The sequence below is a fragment of the Agromyces sp. C10 genome, assembly GCF_023217995.1.
Lineage (GTDB): Bacteria > Actinomycetota > Actinomycetes > Actinomycetales > Microbacteriaceae > Agromyces > Agromyces indicus.
Genome location: NZ_JALPSX010000001.1, coordinates 367618 through 386241, shown reverse-complemented (window position 1 = coordinate 386241; position 18624 = coordinate 367618). Strand labels below are relative to the sequence as shown.

Genomic DNA, 18624 nt, shown 5'->3' with positions numbered 1-18624 from the left:
CGGCGGCGGGCTCCCCCACGCCGCGGGATGCCGCGCCCCGCCGGTCACGATCAGGTCACGGCGCGACATCCGTGAGAGCGCTCTCTTGACAAGTCGCATTCCGGGTCCCTAGCATCGGGAACCGCATCGTGAGAGCGCTCTCACCACTCGGTGACGCGTGCTCGCGAGGCCCCCGTCAACCACGCACACAAGGGAGTGACCGTGATGCTTTCACGACGCACCAAGGCGTTCGCGGCCGTCGCCGGCGCCGCTTCGTTCGCCCTCATCGCCACCGGATGCGCCTCGGGCGCCGACAGCGCCTCGGAGGAGGGCGGCCCGGTCGAGCTGACCATCGCCACGTTCAACGACTTCGGGTACACCGACGAGCTCCTCCAGGAGTACATGGACGAGAACCCGGACGTCACCATCGTCCACAACCGCGCCGCCACCTCCAACGACGCGCGCGCCAACTACTTCCAGAAGCTCGGCAAGGAGGGCCTCGCCGACATCGAGGCCGTCGAGGTCGACTGGTTCACCGAGGCGATGCAGTACTCCGACCTGCTCGCCGAGGTGCCCGACAGCGCCAAGGGCCGCTGGCTCGACTGGAAGGAGGCCGCAGCCACCGACGCCGAGGGCCGCCTCGTGGGCTTCGGCACCGACATCGGCCCGCAGGGCGTCTGCTACCGCGCCGACCTGTTCGAGGCCGCCGGCCTCCCGACCGACCGCGGCGAGGTCGCCGCCCTGCTCGAGGGCGACTGGGAGAACTTCTTCGACGTCGCCGACCAGTACACCGCCGCCACGGGCAAGCCGTTCATCGACTCGGCCAACTCGGTCCTCCAGGGCATCGTCAACCAGCTCGAGACCGCGTACGAGGAGCCGGACGGCACCATCGTCGCGACCGAGAACGCCGACATCGAGGAGGCGTACAACACCGTCGTCGAGCGCGCCGTGCCGATCTCGGCCTACGCCGGCCAGTGGAGCGACGACTGGTTCGCCTCGATGGCCAACGGCGAGTTCGCCGCCATGCTCTGCCCGGGCTGGATGCACGGCGTGATCTCCGGCAACGCGCCCGAGATCGAGGGCTGGGACATCGCCGACGTCTTCCCCGGCGGCGGCGGCAACTGGGGCGGCTCGTACCTGACCGTCCCGGCCAACGGCAAGCACGTCGAGGAGGCGCTGAAGCTCGCCGACTGGCTCACCGCGCCCGAGCAGCAGGTCAAGGCGTTCGCCAACGCCGGCACCTTCCCGAGCCAGACCGAGTCGTACGCCGACGAGGACCTCACCGCCTTCACCAACGAGTACTTCAACGACGCCCCCACCGGTGAGATCGGCATCGCCCGCGCCGAGGCCGTGACCGTCGCGACCTTCAAGGGCCCGAAGTTCTTCCAGTTCCACGACGCGCTGCAGAACGCGGTCACCCGCGTCTTCGACGGCGTCGAGGACCAGACGACCTCGTGGAACACGTGGGTCACCGAGGTCAGCGCCTTCTAGTCCCCCGCTGACCGGGTGGGGGCCGCGCCCGCACGGCCCCCACCCGCCCTCGATCGCCCACCGCACACCACCGGGAGTCCCCGTGACCGCCACCGCCACCAGGCCGCCCGCCGCACCGACGAGCGGACCGCCCCGCCAGCCGCGCGTGATCTCGTTCAGCCAGCGGCTCAGCCGCTGGGACCTGAAGGTCTCGCCGTACCTCTACATCTCGCCGTTCTTCATCATGTTCGCGATCGTCGGGCTCTTCCCGATCGCGTTCACGGCCGTCATCTCGTTCATGGACTGGGACCTGGTCCGCAACTCCGGCGAGTTCATCGGCTTCGACCAGTACGCGTGGATCCTCGGCCAGCCGCAGTTCTGGACCGCCCTGCGCAACACCTTCAGCATCTTCCTGCTCTCGAGCGTGCCGCAGCTCATCGCCGCGCTGTTCATCGCCGCCATGCTCGACCGCAACATCCGTGCGAAGACCTTCTGGCGCATGGGCGTGCTCGTGCCCTTCGTCATGGCGCCCGTCGCCGTCGCGCTGATCTTCAGCAACATGTTCGGCGACAACCACGGGCTCGTGAACAACGTGCTCGCCGACATCGGCATCAGCCCGATCCCGTGGCACAAGGACCCGTTCTGGAGCCACGTCGCGATCGCGACGATGGTGAACTTCCGCTGGACCGGCTACAACACCCTGATCCTGCTCGCGGCCATGCAGGCGATCCCGCGCGACTACTACGAGGCGGCCAAGGTCGACGGCGCGGGCGCGTTCCGCCAGTTCTGGAGCATCACCCTCCCGTCGCTGAAGCCCACGCTCATCTTCGTGATCATCACCTCGACGATCGGCGGCCTGCAGATCTTCGACGAGCCGCGCATGTACGACCAGTTCGGCCGCGGCGGCGCCGCGCAGCAGTGGCTCACGATCACGCTCTACCTCTACGACATCGGCTGGGGCCAGTGGAACTTCGGCCGGGCGGCCGCGCTCGCCTGGATCCTATTCCTCATCATCCTGATCATCGGCCTCATCAACCTGCTCGTCACGAGGCGACTCGTGCGCGACGAAGGGCGGCGATAGCCATGACCGCACTCGACACCTCCCCCGCCTCGGCGCCCGCCCCCGAGGCGACGCCGGGCGCAGCCGAGCGGATGCCGCGTGGCCGGGCGCCCCGCGGCCGCCAACGCACCACGCGCATCCGCGGCGCCCGCGCCGGCTTCTGGGTGTACGGCGGCCTCACGGCCGTGCTCCTGGCCTCGCTGTTCCCCTTCTACTGGTCCTTCCTCATCGGGTCGGGCGACGCGTCGACGCTGAACGACCCCGACATGTCGTGGATCCCCGGCGGGAACTTCCTGAAGAACGCGGCGACGGTCGTCAACGACCCGGCCGTGAACTTCTGGCCCGCGCTGTGGAACTCGATCTCCAGCTCGGCCCTCATCGCGGCATCCGTCGTCGTCACCTCGACGCTCGCCGGCTGGGCCTTCGCCAAGCTGCGGTTCCCCGGGTCGAAGCCGCTGCTGGTGTTCGTCGTCGCGACCATGGCCGTGCCGATGCAGCTCGGCGTGGTGCCGCTGTACATCCTGTTCGCCGACCTCGGCTGGACGGGCACGATCGGGGCGATCATCGTCCCGGCCCTCACGAGCGCCTTCGGCGTGTTCTGGATGACGCAGTACCTGCGCCAGGCCGTGCCGGACGAGCTCATCGAGGCCGCGCGCGTCGACGGCGCATCGATGATCCGCACGTTCTGGACCGTCGGCGTCGTCGCCGCCCGGCCCGCCGCCGCCATGCTCGCCCTGTTCACGTTCGTGACGGCCTGGAACAACTTCTTCTGGCCGTTCATCGTGCTCGACCGCAGCGACCCGACCCTGCCCGTCGCGCTCTCGCTCCTGCAGTCCAACCACTTCGTGGACTACTCGATCGTGCTCGCCGGCGTGCTGCTGTCGACCCTCCCGCTGCTGCTGCTGTTCGTCGTCGCGGGCAAGCAGCTCGTTTCCGGAATCATGCAAGGAGCCGTCAAGGGATGACCATCACCACCCACCCCGCCGCCGAACCGACCGCCGCGGCGGTCCGCCGCTTCCCCGAGGGGTTCCTCCTCGGGGCGGCCGCGGCCGCCTACCAGATCGAGGGCGCCGCCCACGAGGACGGGCGCACGGACTCCATCTGGGACGCCTTCAGCCGCGTGCCCGGCGCCGTGGTCAACGCCGACAACGGCGACGTCGCGTGCGATCACTACCACCGCTACCGCGACGACGTCGCGGTCATGCGCGAGCTCGGCCTGAACTCCTACCGGTTCTCGACGTCGTGGGCGCGCGTGCGTCCCGACGGCGGGCCCGTCAATCCGAAGGGCGTCGACTTCTACTCGCGCCTCGTCGACGAGCTCCTCGAATCGGGCATCACGCCGTGGCTCACCCTCTACCACTGGGACCTGCCGCAGGCCCTCGAGGAGCAGGGCGGCTGGGCGAACCGCGACACCGCGTACCGGTTCCGCGACTATGCGCTGAGCGTGCACGACGCGCTCGGCGACCGCGTGGGCATCTGGACGACGCTCAACGAGCCGTGGTGCTCGTCGTTCCTCAGCTACACGGGCGGTGCGCACGCGCCGGGCCGGCAGGATGTCGCGGCGGGCCTCGCCGCGGCCCACCACCTGCTGCTCGGCCACGGCCTCGCCGTGCAGGCGCTGCGCGAGCGCGACGCGTCGCTCGACCTCGGCATCACCCTGAACCTCACGGTCGCGAAGCCCGTCGACCCGGCCCACCCCGGCGACCTCGACGCGGCCCGCCGCATCGACGGGCAGTTCAACCGCGTCTTCCTCGACCCCCTCTTCCGCGGGCACTACGCCGACGACCTGCTCGCGGACGTCGGGCCCCTGGGCCTCGACGCGGTCGTGCAGCCCGGCGACCTCGAGGTGATCTCGTCGCCGATCGACGCGCTCGGCGTGAACTACTACCACGGGGAGTACGTGAGCGACCGTCCGGCGGCGAACCCCATCGAGGGCCAGGCGCCCACCGACCGGCCGACCCGGTCGCCGTTCCCCGCCGCCGAGGGCGTGCACTTCCACTCGCAGGGCCTGCCGCGCACGGGGATGGGCTGGGAGGTGCAGCCCGACGGCCTCCGCGAACTGCTCGGCCGGGTGCACCGGGAGTACACGGGGCCGGCCGGGGTGCGCCTGTTCGTGACCGAGAACGGCGCCGCCTACGACGACGAGGTGTCGCCCGACGGCGCCGTCCACGACGTCGAGCGCACCGGCTTCCTGCTCTCGCACCTGTCGTCGATCCTCGACGCGATCGACGAGGGCACGCCCGTGCACGGCTACTTCTACTGGTCGATCCTCGACAACTTCGAGTGGGCCTGGGGCTACGACAAGCGGTTCGGCATCGTCCGGGTCGACTACGAGACCCAGGAGCGCACCATCAAGGACAGCGGCCTGGCGTACCAGGCCGTCATCCGCGACCGCGCGCTGCCCGCGGCATCCGCTCGCTGACCCCCGCCGGACCCCCGGACCCGACCACCGCGTGCCACCCGGAAATAGACTGACGGCATGCAGGGGGTGATCGGGTCCGGGGCGCGTCCGCCCGCGCCGACCCTCGAGATGGTCGCGCGCGAGGCCAACGTGTCGCGTGCGACCGTGAGCCGCGTCGTGAACGGCTCGCCGAAGGTCTCGCCCGAGGTCGTGCGCGTGGTCAACGAGGCGATCGCGAAGCTCAACTACGTTCCCAACCGGGCGGCGCGCTCGCTCGCGAGCCGCACGTCGGGCGCGATCGCGCTCGTCGTGCCCGAGGACACCACCCGGTTCTTCGGCGACCCGTACTTCGCCGCGATCGTGCAGGGCATCACGCGCCGGCTCGACGTCAGCGAGTACCTGCTCAACCTGCTGCTGTCGACGAGCGACCCGACGCGCAAGACCCTCCGGTACCTGCGATCCGGCGTCGTCGACGGCGCGCTCGTGGTCTCGCACCACGAGGGCGACCACTCGCTGCACGAGGCCGCGCACGAGATGCCGATGGTGTTCGGCGGCCGGCCGCCCAACATCACCGACGACGACATCTTCGTGGACGTCGACAACATCGAGGGCGGCATGACCGCCACCGAGCGGCTGCTGGCGATCGGCCGCCGACGCGTGGGCACCATCACGGGTCCGCTCGACATGCCTGCCGCCGTCGACCGGCTCGAGGGCTACCGGCGCGCGGTCGCGACCGCCGGCCTGCCCGACGACGCGGTCGAGACCGCCGACTTCTCGGTCGCCGGCGCGGTGGATGCCACCCGGCGACTCCTCGACCGCGCACCCGACCTCGACGGGCTGTTCGTCGCGAGCGACCTCATGGCCACGGGCGCGCTCTCGGTGCTCCGCGAGCGCGGCCGGCGGGTGCCCGAGGACATCGCCGTGGTCGGCTACGACGACAGCCCCGCGGCCACGTCCTCGGCGATCCCGCTGACGACCGTGCACCAGCCCTCGGAGGAGATGGGCTACCTCATGGCCGACCTGCTCCTGCGCCTGCTCGTCGGCGAGGACGTGCCGCACCGCAACATCATGGCGACGCGGCTCGTGCGCCGCGCGTCGGCGTAGGGCTCAGGCTCCGGCGGCCGCGTCGGTCGGCGTCGGGCGTTCGAAGCGGATGCCGCCGGCCTCCGCGAACCGGCGGCGCATGACGTCGATCGCGTCCGCGTGCTCGTCGATCAGCACGAACCGCCGGTCGAGCGACCGCGCGACGGCGCCCGTCGTGCCGGACCCCGCGAACGCGTCGAGCACCCAGTCGCCGGGCCGGCTCGACGCCTGCACGATCCGACGCAGCACGCCCTCGGGCTTCTGCGTCGGATACCCCGTCTTCTCGCGGCCGGTCGGCGAGACGATCGTGTGCCACCACACGTCGGTCGGCAGCTTGCCCGCCGCCGCCTTCTCAGGCGTGACGAGGCCGGGCGCCATGTACGGCTCCCGGTCCACGGCGGCCGAGTCGAAGAAGTACCGTTCGGGATCCTTCACGTAGACGAGGATCGTGTCGTGCTTCGTCGGCCAGCGGCGCTTCGACTTCCCGCCGTAGTCGTACGCCCAGATGAGCTCGTTGAGGAAGCACGCCCGCCCGAACAGCGCGTCGAGCAGCACCTTGGCGTAGTGCGCCTCGCGGTAGTCGAGGTGGAGGTAGAGGGTGCCGTCGTCGGTGAGCAGCCGCCACGCCTCCACCAGGCGCGGCTCGAGGAAGCCCCAGTAGTCGTCGAACCGGTCGTCGTACCGCATGAGGTCGCCCCGGATGCGCTCGTACCGCTTGCCGGCGAACCCGATGATGGTGCCGGACGGCGCCGGCACCGCGGCATCCGTCGCGCCCTGCCGCACGTGCCGGGTGGACTGCCGTGACTGCGCCCGCCCCGTGTTGAACGGCGGATCGAGGTAGACGAGCGTGAACGAGCCGTCGGCGAGCGTCGGCAGCACGTCGAGGTTGTCGGCGTGGATGACGCGGTCGGGCTCGGCGACGGGCACCCGTCAAGTCTGCCAGTGCGCACGCCACCGGCCGAAGGTCCCACTCGGCACGGCACGCGCCGCCGTAACGTGGCCCGCCAGGACCCGAACGAAGGAGCGAGGAGCATGATGCGCGCGCTGGTGGTGTACGAGACGATCTGGGGGAACACTGGCGAGCTCGCGCGTGCGATCGCCGAGGGGTTGCGGTCGAGCGAGGGCGTGGACGCGGTCGACGTGGTCGAGGCCGTCTCGGCGGCGGACGAGATCGACCCCGACGTGGACCTCGTGATCGTCGGCGGGCCGACGCACGCGTTCTCGATGACCACCGAGTCCACGCGCGAGTCCGCCCGCCAGCAGGGCGCGACGACGATCCCGGCGCGCGGCATCCGCGAGTGGCTCGACGCGCTCGCCCCGCCGTCGTCGCCGATCGCGGTCGCGACCTTCGACACACGCACGGTGAAGCCGCGCCTTCCCGGTTCGGCCGCGAAGAAGGCGTTGAAGAAGCTCGTCTCGAAGGGCTTCCGGCCGGTGGACCACCCGGTGACGTTCGGGGTGCACGGCTACTCGGGCCCCGTCGCCGACGGCGAACTCACGCGGGCGCGCGAGTGGGGGGCGACGCTCGTCGACGCCTAGGGCGCGCTGCGGCGGTGCGGCCGCGCGCGCTCCGTCAACGGATGCCGCGCCTCAGCGCTCGACGTCGAGGCGGATGCGACCGCGGAACCGGTCCGGGTCGTCGTCGCCGGCGTCGGCCGCCGCGTAGGAGATGCCCTTGTCGCCGTCGCCGGGCACCGGCGCCGGGACGGGCAGCCGCGCCTGGCGGTCGACCTCGACCTGCGCCTCGTACTTGCGCGGGGCGAACACCTCGTCGCCGATCATGAGGACGGCCGAGCCGCTCGGCTTGCCCTGCTTGGTCTTGTCCGACAGGTCGATCCAGCGCAGGCGCACCGCGAGCGCGCCGAACGCGAGCACCGCGCCGGCGATGAGCAACGCCATCCACCAATCCACCCGGCGAGTCTAACGGCGTGACATCCGCTCACGTTCAGCGGTTCCCCAGCCGACGCCGCGGGTTTCGCAGGAGGCGACGCCGGTCACGGCACGCGCTGCAGCCACTCCTCGGTCGCGAACTTCGAGGCCACGAGCGCCTCCGCCTCGGCGAGCTCGTCGGCGGTCACCGAACCGGACGTCGCACCGTACAGCTCGGCGAACGTCTGCTTCAGCCGCTCGATGATCTCGGCCCGCGCGAGGCCCGTCTGCGAACGCAGCGGGTCGACGCGCTTCGCGGCCGACGCGATGCCCTTGTCGCTGATCTTCTCGCGCCCGATGCGCAGCACCTCGAGCATCTTCTCGTTGTCGAGGTCGTACGCCATGGTCACGTGGTGCAGCACGCCGCCCGATCCGAGGCGCTTCTGCGCGGCGCCGCCGATCTTGCCGGCGGGGCTCGCGATGTCGTTCAGCGGCTGGTACGTCGCCTCGATGCCGAGCGCCCGCAGCCCCTGCAGCACCCAGTCGTCGAGGAACGCGTACGAGTCGGCGAAGCTCATGCCCTGCACGAGCTCGGCGGGCACGTAGAGCGAGTAGGTGACGACGTTGCCCTTCTCCATCATCATCGCGCCGCCGCCCGAGATGCGGCGCACCACGTCGAAGCCGTACTTCGCCGCGCCGTCGGGGTCGACCTCGTTGCGCACGGACTGGAACGAGCCGATGACCACGGCCGACTCCTCCCATTCCCAGAACCGCAGCGTGGGCTTGCGGCGCCCCTCGCCGACCCGCGTGGCGAGCACCTCGTCGAGCGCGAGGTGCAGGCGCGGCGACACGGCGGGATCGTGGACGATCTCCCACTCGTAGTCGGCCCAGGTGGTGGCATCCGTCAACGCCCGGCGCACGGCGACGGCGACCGCCTCGGGCGAGAAGCCCAGCATGACGGCGTCGGGCCGCAGCCCCTTGGTGATCGCCGCGGCGATCTGCTTCGCCTCGGATGCCGCGGGCAGCCCGTCGAGCGCCGCGTTGAGGTCGTCGAGCGCCTCGTCGGGCTCGAGGAAGAAGTCGCCCGCGACGCGCGGGTTGCGGATCGCGCCGTCGACCACGTCGAGGTCGACGACCACGAGCTTGCCGCCGGGAACCTTGTACTCACCGTGCATGGGCCCAGCCTACGGACCCGGGGCCGGGCGTAGGCTCGGGCCAGGTCCGATCCGACGACAGAACGGATGCCGCGATGAGCACGCTCCTCCTCGTCCGCCACGGCGAGACCGTCTGGCACGCCGAGCACCGGTACGCGGGGTCGTCCGACGTGGAGCTCACCGACCACGGACGCGCGCAGGCCGACGAGCTCGCCGAGTGGGCCGCCAGGGCGCGCCTCTCGGCGGTCGTCGCCTCGCCGCTGCAGCGGGCTCGGCTCACGGCGGCGCCCTCCGCGGCCGCCACCGGCCTCGACGTGCGGATCGACCCGCGGCTCGTGGAGATCGACTTCGGCGCGGGCGAAGGCCTCACCCCGGGCGAACTCGACGAGCGGATGCCGGCGGAGTGGGCGGCCTTCGAGCGGCATCCGGCCCGCCAGCCGATGCCCGCCGGCGAGTCGGGGGTCGAGGGCGTCGCGCGGGCGCTGCCGGCGCTGCTCGAGCTCGTGGACGAGTTCCCGCACGGGCGCGTGCTCGTGGTCACGCACGCGACGCTCATGCGGCTCGTGCTGTGCGAGCTGCTCGGCATCGACCCCGACCGCTACCGCGAGCTGTTCCCGGTCGTCGAGAACTGCGCGCCGACGATCCTGCGGTTCGAGGAGCTCGGCGGCGAGCGCCGCGCCCGCCTGCTCGGCTTCAACATCCCGCCCCGCCCCTGACCCGCCATCCGCTCGCTCGGGCACGTGCTTCTTCTCGGGCACGTGCTTTTCTCAGGACCGGCGGCCGGTTCGGCGGGTTTCTCAGGACGACACGCCGCGGTCGGCGCGACCCGTCGGCGTGTCGTCCTGAGAAGGGGTTCAGTCGACGGCGAAGCGCTCGTCGAGCCAGCGGACGAGGTCGGCGCGGACCTCCTCGCGGTTGGTCTCGTTGAAGATCTCGTGGCGGGCGCCGTCGTAGACCACGAGGGTGACGTCGACGAGGCCCGACCGACGGGCGTACGCGTTCGCGAGCCGGACGGCGCTCTGCTCGCCGCCGAGCGAGTCGTCGGAGCCGACCATGATGAGCACGGGCAGCTCGGCGGGCAGCGACCGGCGCGGGCGGCCCACCAGCCGGGCGGCCTCGATGAGTCCGAAGAGCTCCTGCAGCGGGACGGCGGTCGTGTACGGGTCGCGCACGAACGCCTCGGTGACGGCCGGGTCGCGCGACAGCCACTCGAGCCCGGTCGTGCCGAGGTGGCGGTGGCGGCGGTTGAGGTCGCCCGAGTTCATGTGCGGCGGCATCCGGTAGGCCGTGCCGGTGAGGACGACGGCGTCGTACTCCTCGGCGGAGCGGTTGACGATGATCTGCGCCATGAGCGAGCCCCAGGAGTGGCCGAGCAGCACGAGGGGCACGTCGTCGCCCTCGGTCTCGCGGATGACGCCCGTGAAGCGGTGCACGTCGTCGATCGCGGCGCGCAGTCCGCCGGGGCCGAGCCGGCCCATGCGGTCGAGGTCGCCGCCGTGCTGCTCGAACCCGGTCTGGCCGTGACCGCGGTGGTCGTCGGCCCACACCGAGTACCCGGCGGCGTTCAGCTCGGCGACGAGTTCGCCGTACCGGCCGATGTGCTCGCCGACGCCGTGCACGAGCTGCACGACCGCGACCGGCTCGGGCACGCGCCAGTGCTCGTAGTGGATGCGCACCCCGTACGGATCGGTGAACGTCGCCATGCGCTCATCTTGTCATCGACCCGGGGGTGGTGCGGCGGGCGCCGCGCGGCATCCGCTTTACTTAGCATCGCTAATTTGTTATGCTAAGGAACCCATGGGGACGATCGCTGAGCAGAGCACCGCGCTCCGCATGTCGACGCTGCGACTGGCCCGCCGGCTCCGCGCCGAGCGGGTCGACCCGAGCCTGTCCGACGGGCAGTTCGCGGTGCTGGGCTGGCTGCACAAGCACGGGCCGCTCACGCTGACGCAGCTCGCCGAGCACGAGCGCGTGTCCGCGCCCTCGATGAACCGCACGGTCAACTGCCTCGAGGAGTCCGGCTACCTCGTGCGCGAGGCCGACGAGGTCGACCGGCGGCGCAGCAACATCCGGCTCACCGAGACCGGCCGCGACATCGTCACCACCACCCTCAAGCAGCGCGACGCGTGGCTCACCACGCGCCTTCGAGACCTGTCGAAGGAGGATCGCGCCACCCTCGCCCGAGCCGCCGAACTGATGGGAGACCTCGCCACCCTGTGAAAGCCATGTTCCGCTCCCTCGCGTCGGTCGACTACCGCATCTGGTTCATCGGCGCGCTCATCTCCAACATCGGCGCCTGGATGCAGGCCACGGCCCAGAGCTGGGTCGTGCTCACCGAGCTGACCGACAACGACGCGTTCGCCGTCGGCATCACGATGGCGCTGCAGTTCGCGCCCCAGCTCCTGCTCGTGCCCGTCACCGGGCTCATCGCCGACCGGTTCGAGCGGCGCAAGGTCCTCATGTTCACGCAGTCGGCGCTCATGGCGCTCGGCCTCGCCCTCGGCGCGTTGCTCATCTTCGGCCACGCCGAGCTGTGGCACCTCTACGTCTTCGCCGGCCTCCTCGGCATCGTCAACGCCGTCGACCTGCCCGCCCGCCAGACGTTCGTCGCCGACCTGGTGTCTTCGTCGAACATGTCGAACGCGGTCGCCCTGAACTCCGCCTCGTTCAACGCCGCCCGCATGATCGGGCCGGCGCTCGCGGGCCTGCTCATCGTGCTCGTCGGCTCCGGCTGGGTGTTCGTCATCAACGCGATCACGTTCGTGGCGGTGCTCGTGGCGCTCGCCAAGCTGCGCGGTTCGAGGCTGCGACGGATGCCGCGGGCGCCGCGCGAGCGCGGCCAGTTCGTCGCCGGCTTCCGATACGCCGCAGGCCGCCCCGACCTCATGGTCGTGTTCGTCATCGTGTTCCTCGTCGGCGCATTCGGCATGAACTTCCCCATCTTCGCCTCGACCATGGCCGTCGAGTTCGGCCGCGGCGCGGGCGAGTACGGGCTGCTGTCGTCGATCCTCGCCATCGGTTCGCTCACCGGCGCGCTGCTCGCCGCCAAGCGCGAGCGCGCCCGCATGCGCGTGATCATCGCGGCGGTCGCGTTCTTCGGCGTCGCCGCGACGGTGGCCTCCGTCATGCCCACGTACTGGCTGTTCGCCGCGTCGACGGTGTTCATCGGCTTCACCGTGGTGACCATGCTGACCACGGCGAACGGCTACGTGCAGACCACGACCGACCCGCTGCTGCGCGGCCGCGTGATGGCGCTGTACATGGCGATCCTCTCCGGCGGCACGCCCATCGGGGCGCCGATCGTGGGCGCCGTGGCGAACGCCTGGGGTCCGCGCTGGGCGCTCGGCGTCGCCGCCGTCGCGGCCGGTATCGCCGCGCTCATCGGGATCGGCTGGCTCATCGTCGCGCGCGGGCTGCGCGTCGTCCGGCATCCGGCCGACGGGTGGATGCCGCGCTTCGGGCTCGACTACGCCGAGGCGCCGACCGCGGCGATCGCGGTGCCGGTCACGCGCCCGGTCGCGGTCACCCGGCCGGATGCGGCGTCCACTGCGGCGCCGTCCGCGGCGCACGTCGCCGCGCGACGCACCGGCCCGCTCACCCTCGGGCCGACGCCCGGCCGTCCGGCTCGAGCGGGAACGGCACCAGACCGGGCGTGAGCTGCGCGCGGGTGCGCGGCCGCCGCGCCGGGCGGATCAGTGCCCGTGCGCGAGCTGCTGCAGCGCGACGACGGCGAGACCGAGGGCGACCAGCGCGCCCAGCGCCACCAACTGCTTCCACCACTCGGCGCGCGTGCGGCGCACGGCGACGAGCCCGATGAGGCCGAGCGTCACGAGGTAGAGGATCGAGGCGGCTCGCAGCGCGGGCTCGAGGTCGAACAGTCCGAACGCGGCGAGTGCCAGCACCACGAGCGGTCCCGCCGCGGAGGCGATCGCGGTGCCCGAGACGCGCAGCATGCGGCCGACCTCCGCGCGGTCGGGGAATCCGCCGTGCACGGCGACGTGGGCGACCACGTCGGCGACGAAGCCCGCCGCGGTGATCGCGACGATGCCGATGAGCAGCGTGGCGGTGGCGCGAGCCGCCCCGACGTGCTCCACGTTCTCGAGCTGCACGAGCACGATCGCGAGGCCCGTGAAGCTCGCGTACACGCGTTCCTTCAGCGCCTCGGCGAGCTCCTCGCGCGGCCGCCGCGAGCGCTCCCGGTGGAGCCGATGGGCACGTCCGTGACGCGCGGGATGCCCCGCCACCGCAGCACCGTCGACGTCGATCGCGTCAGGACGACCCGCCGGCGCCGCGCCCACCCCGTCGGGCGCTCCCGCCCTCTCGTCCATGCGCGTCACGGTACCACCCGCGCCGGTCGCCGGCGCGGACGTTCTGGGAGGATCGTCGCATGACCGAGACCCGGCCCCTCCTCGTCACCGTGCCCGGCGCGACGCTCCGTCGCGCGCTCGAACAGACGCCCGGCGGCGTGCCCGACGGGGTCGAGCTGGTCGAGTGGGACCTGGCCGGTCCGCCCCCCGGCGCGGCATCCGGTCGCCGCATCGACGTGGTGGTGCCGCCGTACATGGGGGCGTCCGGCCGGCTCGGCGCCCTCGACGGGCTCGACGTGGGCCTCGTGCAGTCGCAGTCGATCGGGTACGACGACATCGCGGCGGCACTGCCGCCGGGGCACGTGTTCGCCAACGCGGCATCCGTGCACGAGACCTCGACGGCCGAGCTCGCGGTGGGCCTCGCGATCGCGGCGCAGCGCGGCCTGCCCGACTTCGTACGAGCGGCGACCGAGGGGCGATGGGCGCCGGCGCGCCACGCGAGCCTCGCCGACCGACGCGTGCTCCTCGTCGGCTACGGCGGCGTGGGCCGGGCGATCGAGGCCCGCCTCGCGCCGTTCGAGGTCGAGCTGACCCGCGTCGCCAGCCGTGCGCGCGACGACGAGGTCGGCCGCGTCCACGGCATCGACGAGCTGCCCGCGCTGCTCCCCCGGGCCGAGATCGTGATCGTCGTCGTGCCGTTGACGGATGCCACGGCCCGCCTCGTCGACGCCGAGTTCCTCGCCGCGCTGCCCGACGGTGCGCTCGTGGTGAACGTCGCTCGCGGGCCGGTCGCCGACACGGACGCGATCCTCGCCGAGGCGTCGAGCGGGCGGCTCCGCTTCGCGCTCGACGTCACCGACCCCGAGCCGCTGCCCGACGGGCACCCGCTCTTCGCGCTGCCGAACGTGCTGATCTCCCCGCACGTCGGCGGCGCCACGACCGCGATGATGCCGCGCATGGCACGGCTGCTGCGAGACCAGATCGAGCGGATGCGACGCGGCGATGAGCCGCGGAACGTCGTGCTCCGCACCTGATCGCCCGAGCGACCGACGGGTCAGCCGACGAGGCGGACCGAGTTGAAGCCGGAGCCGATCGCGTTCCCGGTGGTCCACGATGACGGCCCCGTGCGGACGTACCGCCAGAGCACGCCGGACGGGTCGCGCGCGATCAGCACGCGATCACCGCCGGTCACGGCGGTGAAGGTGCACCACCCGGAGCCGATCGGGCCGCTGTTGCGCAGCGACCCGTTGCCGGTGCCGGAGTAGAGGAGCAGGTCGTACCCGCAGGCGATCGTCTGGCCCTCGTCGTTGGCGCTCGGGGTGGAGACGAGATCGGCGCGCCCGTCGAAGTCGAGGTCGCCCCCGCCGACCACGTGCTGGAAATCGGCGAAGCCGGTGCCGATGACCCGCGGCGTCAGCCATCCGCCACGGCCGTTGCCGGGATAGAACAGCAGCTGCCCCTGGGGGTCGCGGGCGGCGACGTCGGGCGCGCCGTCGCTGTTGAGGTCGCCGGCGCCGAACACCGAGATGAACCCCTGCCAGCCGCGCCCCGCCTGGTACGGCGCGAGCCACCCGCCCGTGCCGTTGCCGGGGTAGACGAAGAGGTCGCCCGCCGCGTTGATCGCCATCACGTCGGCGCGCCCGTCGCCGGTGAAGTCGCCGGGGACGAAGACGCGGTCGAACCCGCTCCAACCGGTGCCGATCCGCACGCCGCCCGTCAGCGAACCGCTGCCGGTGGCGCGGTACATGAGCAGATCGCCCGACTCGCTGATCGCGAGGGTGTCGTCGATGCCGTCACCGGAGAAGTCCCGCTCGGGGCCGGAGCCCGGCGCGGCGACCACGGCGGCGACCGGCCCACCAGGGGGTGCGGCGGTCGCCGGGGCGACGACGGCGACGAGCGGTCCGACGAGGGCCGCGATGCCCGCGAGGGCGATCAGCGAACGACGGTGGCGAGCGTGCGGCAGTGCAGCAGTCATCAGGGTCTCCCGAACGTCCCGGATCCGGCAGGGTTCGCTCAATGTACCCCTCTTCGGGGTACATCCGCATCTGCCAGGACGCGCGGAACCTCAGGTGACGATGCGCAGGTTGCTCCATCCGGTGCCGACGACCACGGGCGACGCCCACGAAGCGGGTCCGGTGCGCACGTAGCGGAGCAGGGTGCCGGAGGCGTCGCGGGCGATGAGGACGCGGTCGCCGCCGCCCATCACGGTGTTGAAGGGGCACCATCCCGAGCCGATCGCCCCGGAGCGGGCGAAGCCGCCGCGACCGGTGCCGGAGTAGAGCAGGAGGTCGGCACCGCTGCCGCAGCCCGGGGCCGGACCCTCGACCTCGCCGTAGGCGACGGCGAGCACGTCGGCGGCTCCGTCGAAGTCCATGTCCCCCGCCGCGGAGAGGAACTTCAGCCGGCCCCAGCCCGAGCCGATCTGGGTGGTGGGCAGCCACCCGCCGGCGCCGTTGCCGGGATAGAGCAGGAGTCGACCGGAGGCGTCGCGGCCGATCACGTCGCTCGTCCCGTCGCCGTTGAAGTCGCCCGCCCCGAGGATCGCGGTGAACCCCTGCCAGCCGTAGCCCACGCGACCGCCGCCGAGCCAGCCGCCGTTGCCGTCGCCCCGATACAGGAAGAGGTCGCCGCCGAGGTCGCGTGCCATCACGTCGGGGCGGCCGTCGCCCGAGAAGTCGCCGACGGCGAAGACGAGGTCGAAGTTGGCCCAGCCGTTGCCGACGCGGGTACCCGCGCGGAGCGGACCGGCCTCGGTGCCCCGGTAGAGGAGGAGTTCGCCGGTCCCGCCGATGGCGAGCACGTCGGCGACGCCGTCGCCGTCGAAGTCGCGGTCCGGCCCGCCGTTCGGCACCTGCGGCGCCATCGCGGGTCGGACGGGCGCCATCGCGGGTGCGACGGAGGGCATCGCGGCGGCCGGCGGGCCGGTGATCGCCGTGGTGAGGAGGAGTGCAGCGCCCGCGCCCGTCGCGAGGAGACGCACGAACCGGGGAGCGGTCGACGGCGGACGGTGCGGCATGACGACCTCCAGCAGGGTTGGGTCAGCAGGGTGCGTCCACGGTACCGGCGTGGTCGCGGCGCCGCCATGATCCGGGCGCGCGAGCCCCGAGCCCGCGCCGACCGGGCGGCGCCGATCAGGGACGGGGCCTACGATCGGAGGACACCCCGACGGAAGGTCGACATGGCCACTACGGCAGAACCCCGGGTCGCGCTCTACTTCGACTTCGACAACATCGTCATCTCCCGGTACGACCAGTTGCACGGCGACAGCTCGTATCGCAAGGACACCAGCCGCACCAAGACGGTCGCTCCGGGCACCCAGGCGTGGAAGCGCCTGCAGCAGGCCACGGTCGACATCGACGCCGTGCTCGACTTCGCGGCGACGTTCGGCACGATCGCGATCGCGCGCGCCTACGCGGACTGGTCGACGCCGGTCAACGCCAGCTACCGCGGCCAGCTGATCGACCGTGCGGTCGACCTCGTGCAGCTGTTCCCGCTCTCGGCGACGAAGAACGGCGCCGACATCCGGCTGTCGGTCGACGCGATCGAGGACCTCTTCATGATCCAGGACCTGTCGCACATCGTGATCGTCGCGGGTGACTCCGACTACGTCGCCCTCGCGCAGAAGGCCAAGAAGCTCGGCCGCTACGTCGTCGGCATCGGCGTGGCCGGCGGCACGAGTCGAGCGCTGACCGCCGCGTGCGACGAGTACGCCGACTACGACGCGCTGCTGGCCACGGATGCGGCGGTCGCGGACGACGAGGATCGCGCCACGTCGCGAGGCGCCGAGCCGAAGTCGTCGACGACCGGCGCGCCCGAGCCCGAGCCGGCAGCCGAGCCCGCGCCCGCGCCCGCGCGGCGCCGGCGCGCCTCGTCGAAGTCGGTGACGGATTCCGCATCCGGCGACGCGGCGCCCGAGAGCGCCGCACCCGCCGAGGCCGCGGCGCCCAAGGGCTCTCCCAAGGCGGTGCAGTTCGTCGCCCCGGTCGAGCCCGGTGCGGACGACGCGGCCGCCGGCACCACGCGCAACCCGGGTCGGCTGCTCCTCAAGGCGCTCGAGCTGCTCCGTGCGAAGAACGACCAGGAGTGGCAGGGGTCGAGTGCCGTCAAGAACCAGATGCTGCGCATGGACCCGTCGTTCCAGGAGCGACGGCTGGGCTTCCCGACGTTCACCGACTTCCTGAAGTCGCGCGGCGGCGTCGTCGAGCTCGACGAGACGCCCGGCAACAACCGGGTGCGCATCCGCCCGAAGAAGGGCTGATCGAGGCGACCCGCAGCGGGCTCAGCGTTCGGAGTCGGGCTTGCCGGTCGGACCGTAGATCACGATCGCGACGATCGGGATGATCAGGAACCACAGCCACGACCAGACGAAGCCGCCGGCGAAGCCGAACAGGAAGAACAGCGCCAGCGCGAGGAACGGCGTGAGCGCCATGACGGTGTCGCCGACGCGTCCGCCGAGCGCGCGGGAGGTGCGCGTCGGCGCAGCCGCGAGCGCGGTGGAGGCGGGCGGCGGCGGGAGTGGCGGCCCCGGCGTTCCGGTGGCGGCCGACGCTGCGGGGGCTGCGGCCCACGGCTCGGACTCCCACGAGGGTCCGGCCGAGGGCAGGTCGGCGAACAGCGGCACGAGGTCGCCGCGCGTCACCGCCGCGCGCGCGGCGGCGGCGCGTTCGTCGAACTCGGACGAGGTGATCCGGCCCTCGACGTGGAACTCGGAGAGCCGCGTGACGGCCTCCTCCCGCTCGGCGGTGCTCAGTCGTTCGTCGGGCCGGTCCGGGTTGGCGTATCCGCTCATGCGCCCAGCGTGCCCGATCCGCTCGGGCGCGCGAAAGGGGCGAACGGCCCGCGGTCGATGCGCGCGGCCGTCCGCCCCGAAGCGCGGGTCAGGCGCCGACGCCGGTCGCGTTCGCGCCCGGCTCGTCCTCGGTGCCGCCCTCGAGCGCGCCGCTCGCGTCGGGCACGCCCGGGACCTCGCCGTCCTCGGTGGGCGGCGGCTGGATGTTGTACGACGACATGTCGTCCGGGGGCGTGTCCTCGTCGCCGCCCTCGGCAGGCTGGTCGGGGTGGCGGCGCTCGTCGGGGGCACCGCCCTCGCCGAAGCCCTCGGCGGGTTCCTGCGGGTGCTCGCCGCCCCGGGGCGTGTTGATGTCGCTCACGTTCGCACTCCCTCCGCGGCGCGGGCGCGCCGTCGCCCCCAAGTCTGCGCGGGCCGACGGACGGCTGTCAGGGGGTTGCGCGACCGGGCCGACGGGCTGAGGATCGACCCCGTCGGGCCCGACCGCATCGGCTACGGTGTGGTCAGACGAG

20 protein-coding genes are annotated in these 18624 nt (G+C 72.3%); 11 read left to right on the top strand and 9 right to left on the bottom strand.

The genetic code is table 11. The features are described from left to right. Nucleotides 1-204: 204 nt before the first annotated feature. The 5 genes from M1L56_RS01935 to M1L56_RS01915 all read left to right on the top strand — a co-directional run bounded on the left by M1L56_RS01935 (nt 205) and on the right by M1L56_RS01915 (nt 6014). The gene (locus M1L56_RS01935; protein WP_248597987.1) at nt 205-1470 is read left to right on the top strand and encodes an ABC transporter substrate-binding protein; all 1266 of its coding nucleotides are present in this window, start codon (nt 205-207) and stop codon (nt 1468-1470) included. 82 nt (nt 1471-1552) lie between these two features. Further along, nucleotides 1553-2530, top strand: a complete 978-nt coding sequence (locus tag M1L56_RS01930; protein ID WP_248597928.1) for a carbohydrate ABC transporter permease — start codon at nt 1553-1555, stop codon at nt 2528-2530. A gap of 2 nt (nt 2531-2532) precedes the next feature. After that, nucleotides 2533-3474, top strand: a complete 942-nt coding sequence (locus tag M1L56_RS01925) for a carbohydrate ABC transporter permease (protein WP_374255622.1) — start codon at nt 2533-2535, stop codon at nt 3472-3474. Continuing rightward, nucleotides 3471-4931, top strand: coding sequence for a GH1 family beta-glucosidase (locus M1L56_RS01920; RefSeq protein WP_248597927.1), 1461 nt, complete (start codon nt 3471-3473; stop codon nt 4929-4931). Before M1L56_RS01925 ends, M1L56_RS01920 begins: the two co-directional genes overlap by 4 nt. Before the next feature lie 57 nt (nt 4932-4988). Next, nucleotides 4989-6014: a LacI family DNA-binding transcriptional regulator gene (locus M1L56_RS01915; protein ID WP_248597926.1), complete on the top strand. Its 1026-nt coding sequence runs from the start codon at nt 4989-4991 to the stop codon at nt 6012-6014. A gap of 3 nt (nt 6015-6017) precedes the next feature. Here M1L56_RS01915 and M1L56_RS01910 read toward each other — a convergent pair whose 3' ends face one another. Then, complete coding sequence (locus M1L56_RS01910; RefSeq protein ID WP_248597925.1) at nt 6018-6920, bottom strand: site-specific DNA-methyltransferase; 903 nt, start codon at nt 6918-6920, stop codon at nt 6018-6020. A 105-nt stretch (nt 6921-7025) separates the two neighbouring features. Here M1L56_RS01910 and M1L56_RS01905 point away from each other — a divergent pair, with 105 nt between their 5' ends. Then, a complete protein-coding gene (locus M1L56_RS01905) occupies nt 7026-7532 on the top strand; it encodes a hypothetical protein (RefSeq protein WP_231878591.1) in 507 nt (168 codons plus the stop codon). Nucleotides 7533-7583: 51 nt separating this feature from the next. Here M1L56_RS01905 and M1L56_RS01900 read toward each other — a convergent pair whose 3' ends face one another. Both M1L56_RS01900 and M1L56_RS01895 read right to left on the bottom strand, forming a co-directional pair. Beyond that, nucleotides 7584-7904, bottom strand: a complete 321-nt coding sequence (locus M1L56_RS01900) for a hypothetical protein (protein ID WP_248597924.1) — start codon at nt 7902-7904, stop codon at nt 7584-7586. 83 nt (nt 7905-7987) lie between these two features. Beyond that, complete coding sequence (locus M1L56_RS01895; protein ID WP_248597923.1) at nt 7988-9037, bottom strand: biotin/lipoate A/B protein ligase family protein; 1050 nt, start codon at nt 9035-9037, stop codon at nt 7988-7990. A 74-nt stretch (nt 9038-9111) separates the two neighbouring features. Here M1L56_RS01895 and M1L56_RS01890 point away from each other — a divergent pair, with 74 nt between their 5' ends. Continuing rightward, entirely contained in the window at nt 9112-9732 is a 621-nt protein-coding gene (locus M1L56_RS01890) for a histidine phosphatase family protein (RefSeq protein ID WP_248597922.1), read from the top strand. A gap of 138 nt (nt 9733-9870) precedes the next feature. On the opposite strand, the gene M1L56_RS01885 is transcribed toward M1L56_RS01890, so the two are convergent. Continuing rightward, nucleotides 9871-10719, bottom strand: coding sequence for an alpha/beta fold hydrolase (locus M1L56_RS01885; protein WP_248597921.1), 849 nt, complete (start codon nt 10717-10719; stop codon nt 9871-9873). Between the two features lie 94 nt (nt 10720-10813). Between M1L56_RS01885 and M1L56_RS01880 the strand changes: the two genes are divergently transcribed. Both M1L56_RS01880 and M1L56_RS01875 read left to right on the top strand, forming a co-directional pair. Next, nucleotides 10814-11236, top strand: a complete 423-nt coding sequence (locus M1L56_RS01880; protein WP_248597920.1) for a MarR family winged helix-turn-helix transcriptional regulator — start codon at nt 10814-10816, stop codon at nt 11234-11236. Nucleotides 11237-11241: 5 nt separating this feature from the next. Further along, nucleotides 11242-12672, top strand: coding sequence for an MFS transporter (locus M1L56_RS01875; RefSeq protein ID WP_248597919.1), 1431 nt, complete (start codon nt 11242-11244; stop codon nt 12670-12672). A gap of 36 nt (nt 12673-12708) precedes the next feature. On the opposite strand, the gene M1L56_RS01870 is transcribed toward M1L56_RS01875, so the two are convergent. Further along, nucleotides 12709-13344, bottom strand: a complete 636-nt coding sequence (locus M1L56_RS01870; protein WP_067948162.1) for a hypothetical protein — start codon at nt 13342-13344, stop codon at nt 12709-12711. Between the two features lie 59 nt (nt 13345-13403). Here M1L56_RS01870 and M1L56_RS01865 point away from each other — a divergent pair, with 59 nt between their 5' ends. Then, the gene (locus tag M1L56_RS01865) at nt 13404-14357 is read left to right on the top strand and encodes a 2-hydroxyacid dehydrogenase (protein ID WP_248597918.1); all 954 of its coding nucleotides are present in this window, start codon (nt 13404-13406) and stop codon (nt 14355-14357) included. Nucleotides 14358-14377: 20 nt separating this feature from the next. On the opposite strand, the gene M1L56_RS01860 is transcribed toward M1L56_RS01865, so the two are convergent. Together M1L56_RS01860 and M1L56_RS01855 are read right to left on the bottom strand one after the other, a co-directional pair. Next, nucleotides 14378-15298 (bottom strand): VCBS repeat-containing protein, encoded by a 921-nt coding sequence (locus M1L56_RS01860; RefSeq protein ID WP_248597917.1) that lies wholly within the window; start codon nt 15296-15298, stop codon nt 14378-14380. A gap of 90 nt (nt 15299-15388) precedes the next feature. Then, on the bottom strand, nt 15389-16339 hold the full coding sequence (locus tag M1L56_RS01855; protein WP_248597916.1) for a VCBS repeat-containing protein: 951 nt from the start codon (nt 16337-16339) through the stop codon (nt 15389-15391). 162 nt (nt 16340-16501) lie between these two features. On the opposite strand from M1L56_RS01855, the gene M1L56_RS01850 reads away from it, so the two are divergent. Next, complete coding sequence (locus M1L56_RS01850) at nt 16502-17581, top strand: NYN domain-containing protein (RefSeq protein WP_248597915.1); 1080 nt, start codon at nt 16502-16504, stop codon at nt 17579-17581. Nucleotides 17582-17602: 21 nt separating this feature from the next. Here M1L56_RS01850 and M1L56_RS01845 read toward each other — a convergent pair whose 3' ends face one another. Together M1L56_RS01845 and M1L56_RS01840 are read right to left on the bottom strand one after the other, a co-directional pair. Beyond that, nucleotides 17603-18112, bottom strand: coding sequence for a DUF1707 domain-containing protein (locus tag M1L56_RS01845; RefSeq protein ID WP_248597914.1), 510 nt, complete (start codon nt 18110-18112; stop codon nt 17603-17605). Nucleotides 18113-18200: 88 nt separating this feature from the next. After that, nucleotides 18201-18473: a hypothetical protein gene (locus M1L56_RS01840; protein WP_067946763.1), complete on the bottom strand. Its 273-nt coding sequence runs from the start codon at nt 18471-18473 to the stop codon at nt 18201-18203. Nucleotides 18474-18624 lie beyond the last annotated feature (151 nt).

Excerpts from the sequence above, each read along its gene's own strand:
- M1L56_RS01895 (WP_248597923.1), bottom strand. The coding sequence starts at position 9,037 with ATGCACGGTGAGTACAAGGTTCCCGGCGGCAAGCTCGTGGTCGTCGAC.
- M1L56_RS01845 (WP_248597914.1), bottom strand. The coding sequence starts at position 18,112 with ATGAGCGGATACGCCAACCCGGACCGGCCCGACGAACGACTGAGCACC.
- M1L56_RS01915 (WP_248597926.1), top strand. The coding sequence starts at position 4,989 with ATGCAGGGGGTGATCGGGTCCGGGGCGCGTCCGCCCGCGCCGACCCTC.
- M1L56_RS01885 (WP_248597921.1), bottom strand. The coding sequence starts at position 10,719 with ATGGCGACGTTCACCGATCCGTACGGGGTGCGCATCCACTACGAGCAC.
- M1L56_RS01870 (WP_067948162.1), bottom strand. The coding sequence starts at position 13,344 with ATGGACGAGAGGGCGGGAGCGCCCGACGGGGTGGGCGCGGCGCCGGCG.
- M1L56_RS01865 (WP_248597918.1), top strand. The coding sequence starts at position 13,404 with ATGACCGAGACCCGGCCCCTCCTCGTCACCGTGCCCGGCGCGACGCTC.
- M1L56_RS01860 (WP_248597917.1), bottom strand. The coding sequence starts at position 15,298 with ATGACTGCTGCACTGCCGCACGCTCGCCACCGTCGTTCGCTGATCGCC.
- M1L56_RS01855 (WP_248597916.1), bottom strand. The coding sequence starts at position 16,339 with ATGCCGCACCGTCCGCCGTCGACCGCTCCCCGGTTCGTGCGTCTCCTC.
- M1L56_RS01925 (WP_374255622.1), top strand. The coding sequence starts at position 2,533 with ATGACCGCACTCGACACCTCCCCCGCCTCGGCGCCCGCCCCCGAGGCG.
- M1L56_RS01880 (WP_248597920.1), top strand. The coding sequence starts at position 10,814 with ATGGGGACGATCGCTGAGCAGAGCACCGCGCTCCGCATGTCGACGCTG.
- M1L56_RS01890 (WP_248597922.1), top strand. The coding sequence starts at position 9,112 with ATGAGCACGCTCCTCCTCGTCCGCCACGGCGAGACCGTCTGGCACGCC.
- M1L56_RS01935 (WP_248597987.1), top strand. The coding sequence starts at position 205 with ATGCTTTCACGACGCACCAAGGCGTTCGCGGCCGTCGCCGGCGCCGCT.
- M1L56_RS01920 (WP_248597927.1), top strand. The coding sequence starts at position 3,471 with ATGACCATCACCACCCACCCCGCCGCCGAACCGACCGCCGCGGCGGTC.
- M1L56_RS01850 (WP_248597915.1), top strand. The coding sequence starts at position 16,502 with ATGGCCACTACGGCAGAACCCCGGGTCGCGCTCTACTTCGACTTCGAC.
- M1L56_RS01905 (WP_231878591.1), top strand. The coding sequence starts at position 7,026 with ATGATGCGCGCGCTGGTGGTGTACGAGACGATCTGGGGGAACACTGGC.
- M1L56_RS01875 (WP_248597919.1), top strand. The coding sequence starts at position 11,242 with ATGTTCCGCTCCCTCGCGTCGGTCGACTACCGCATCTGGTTCATCGGC.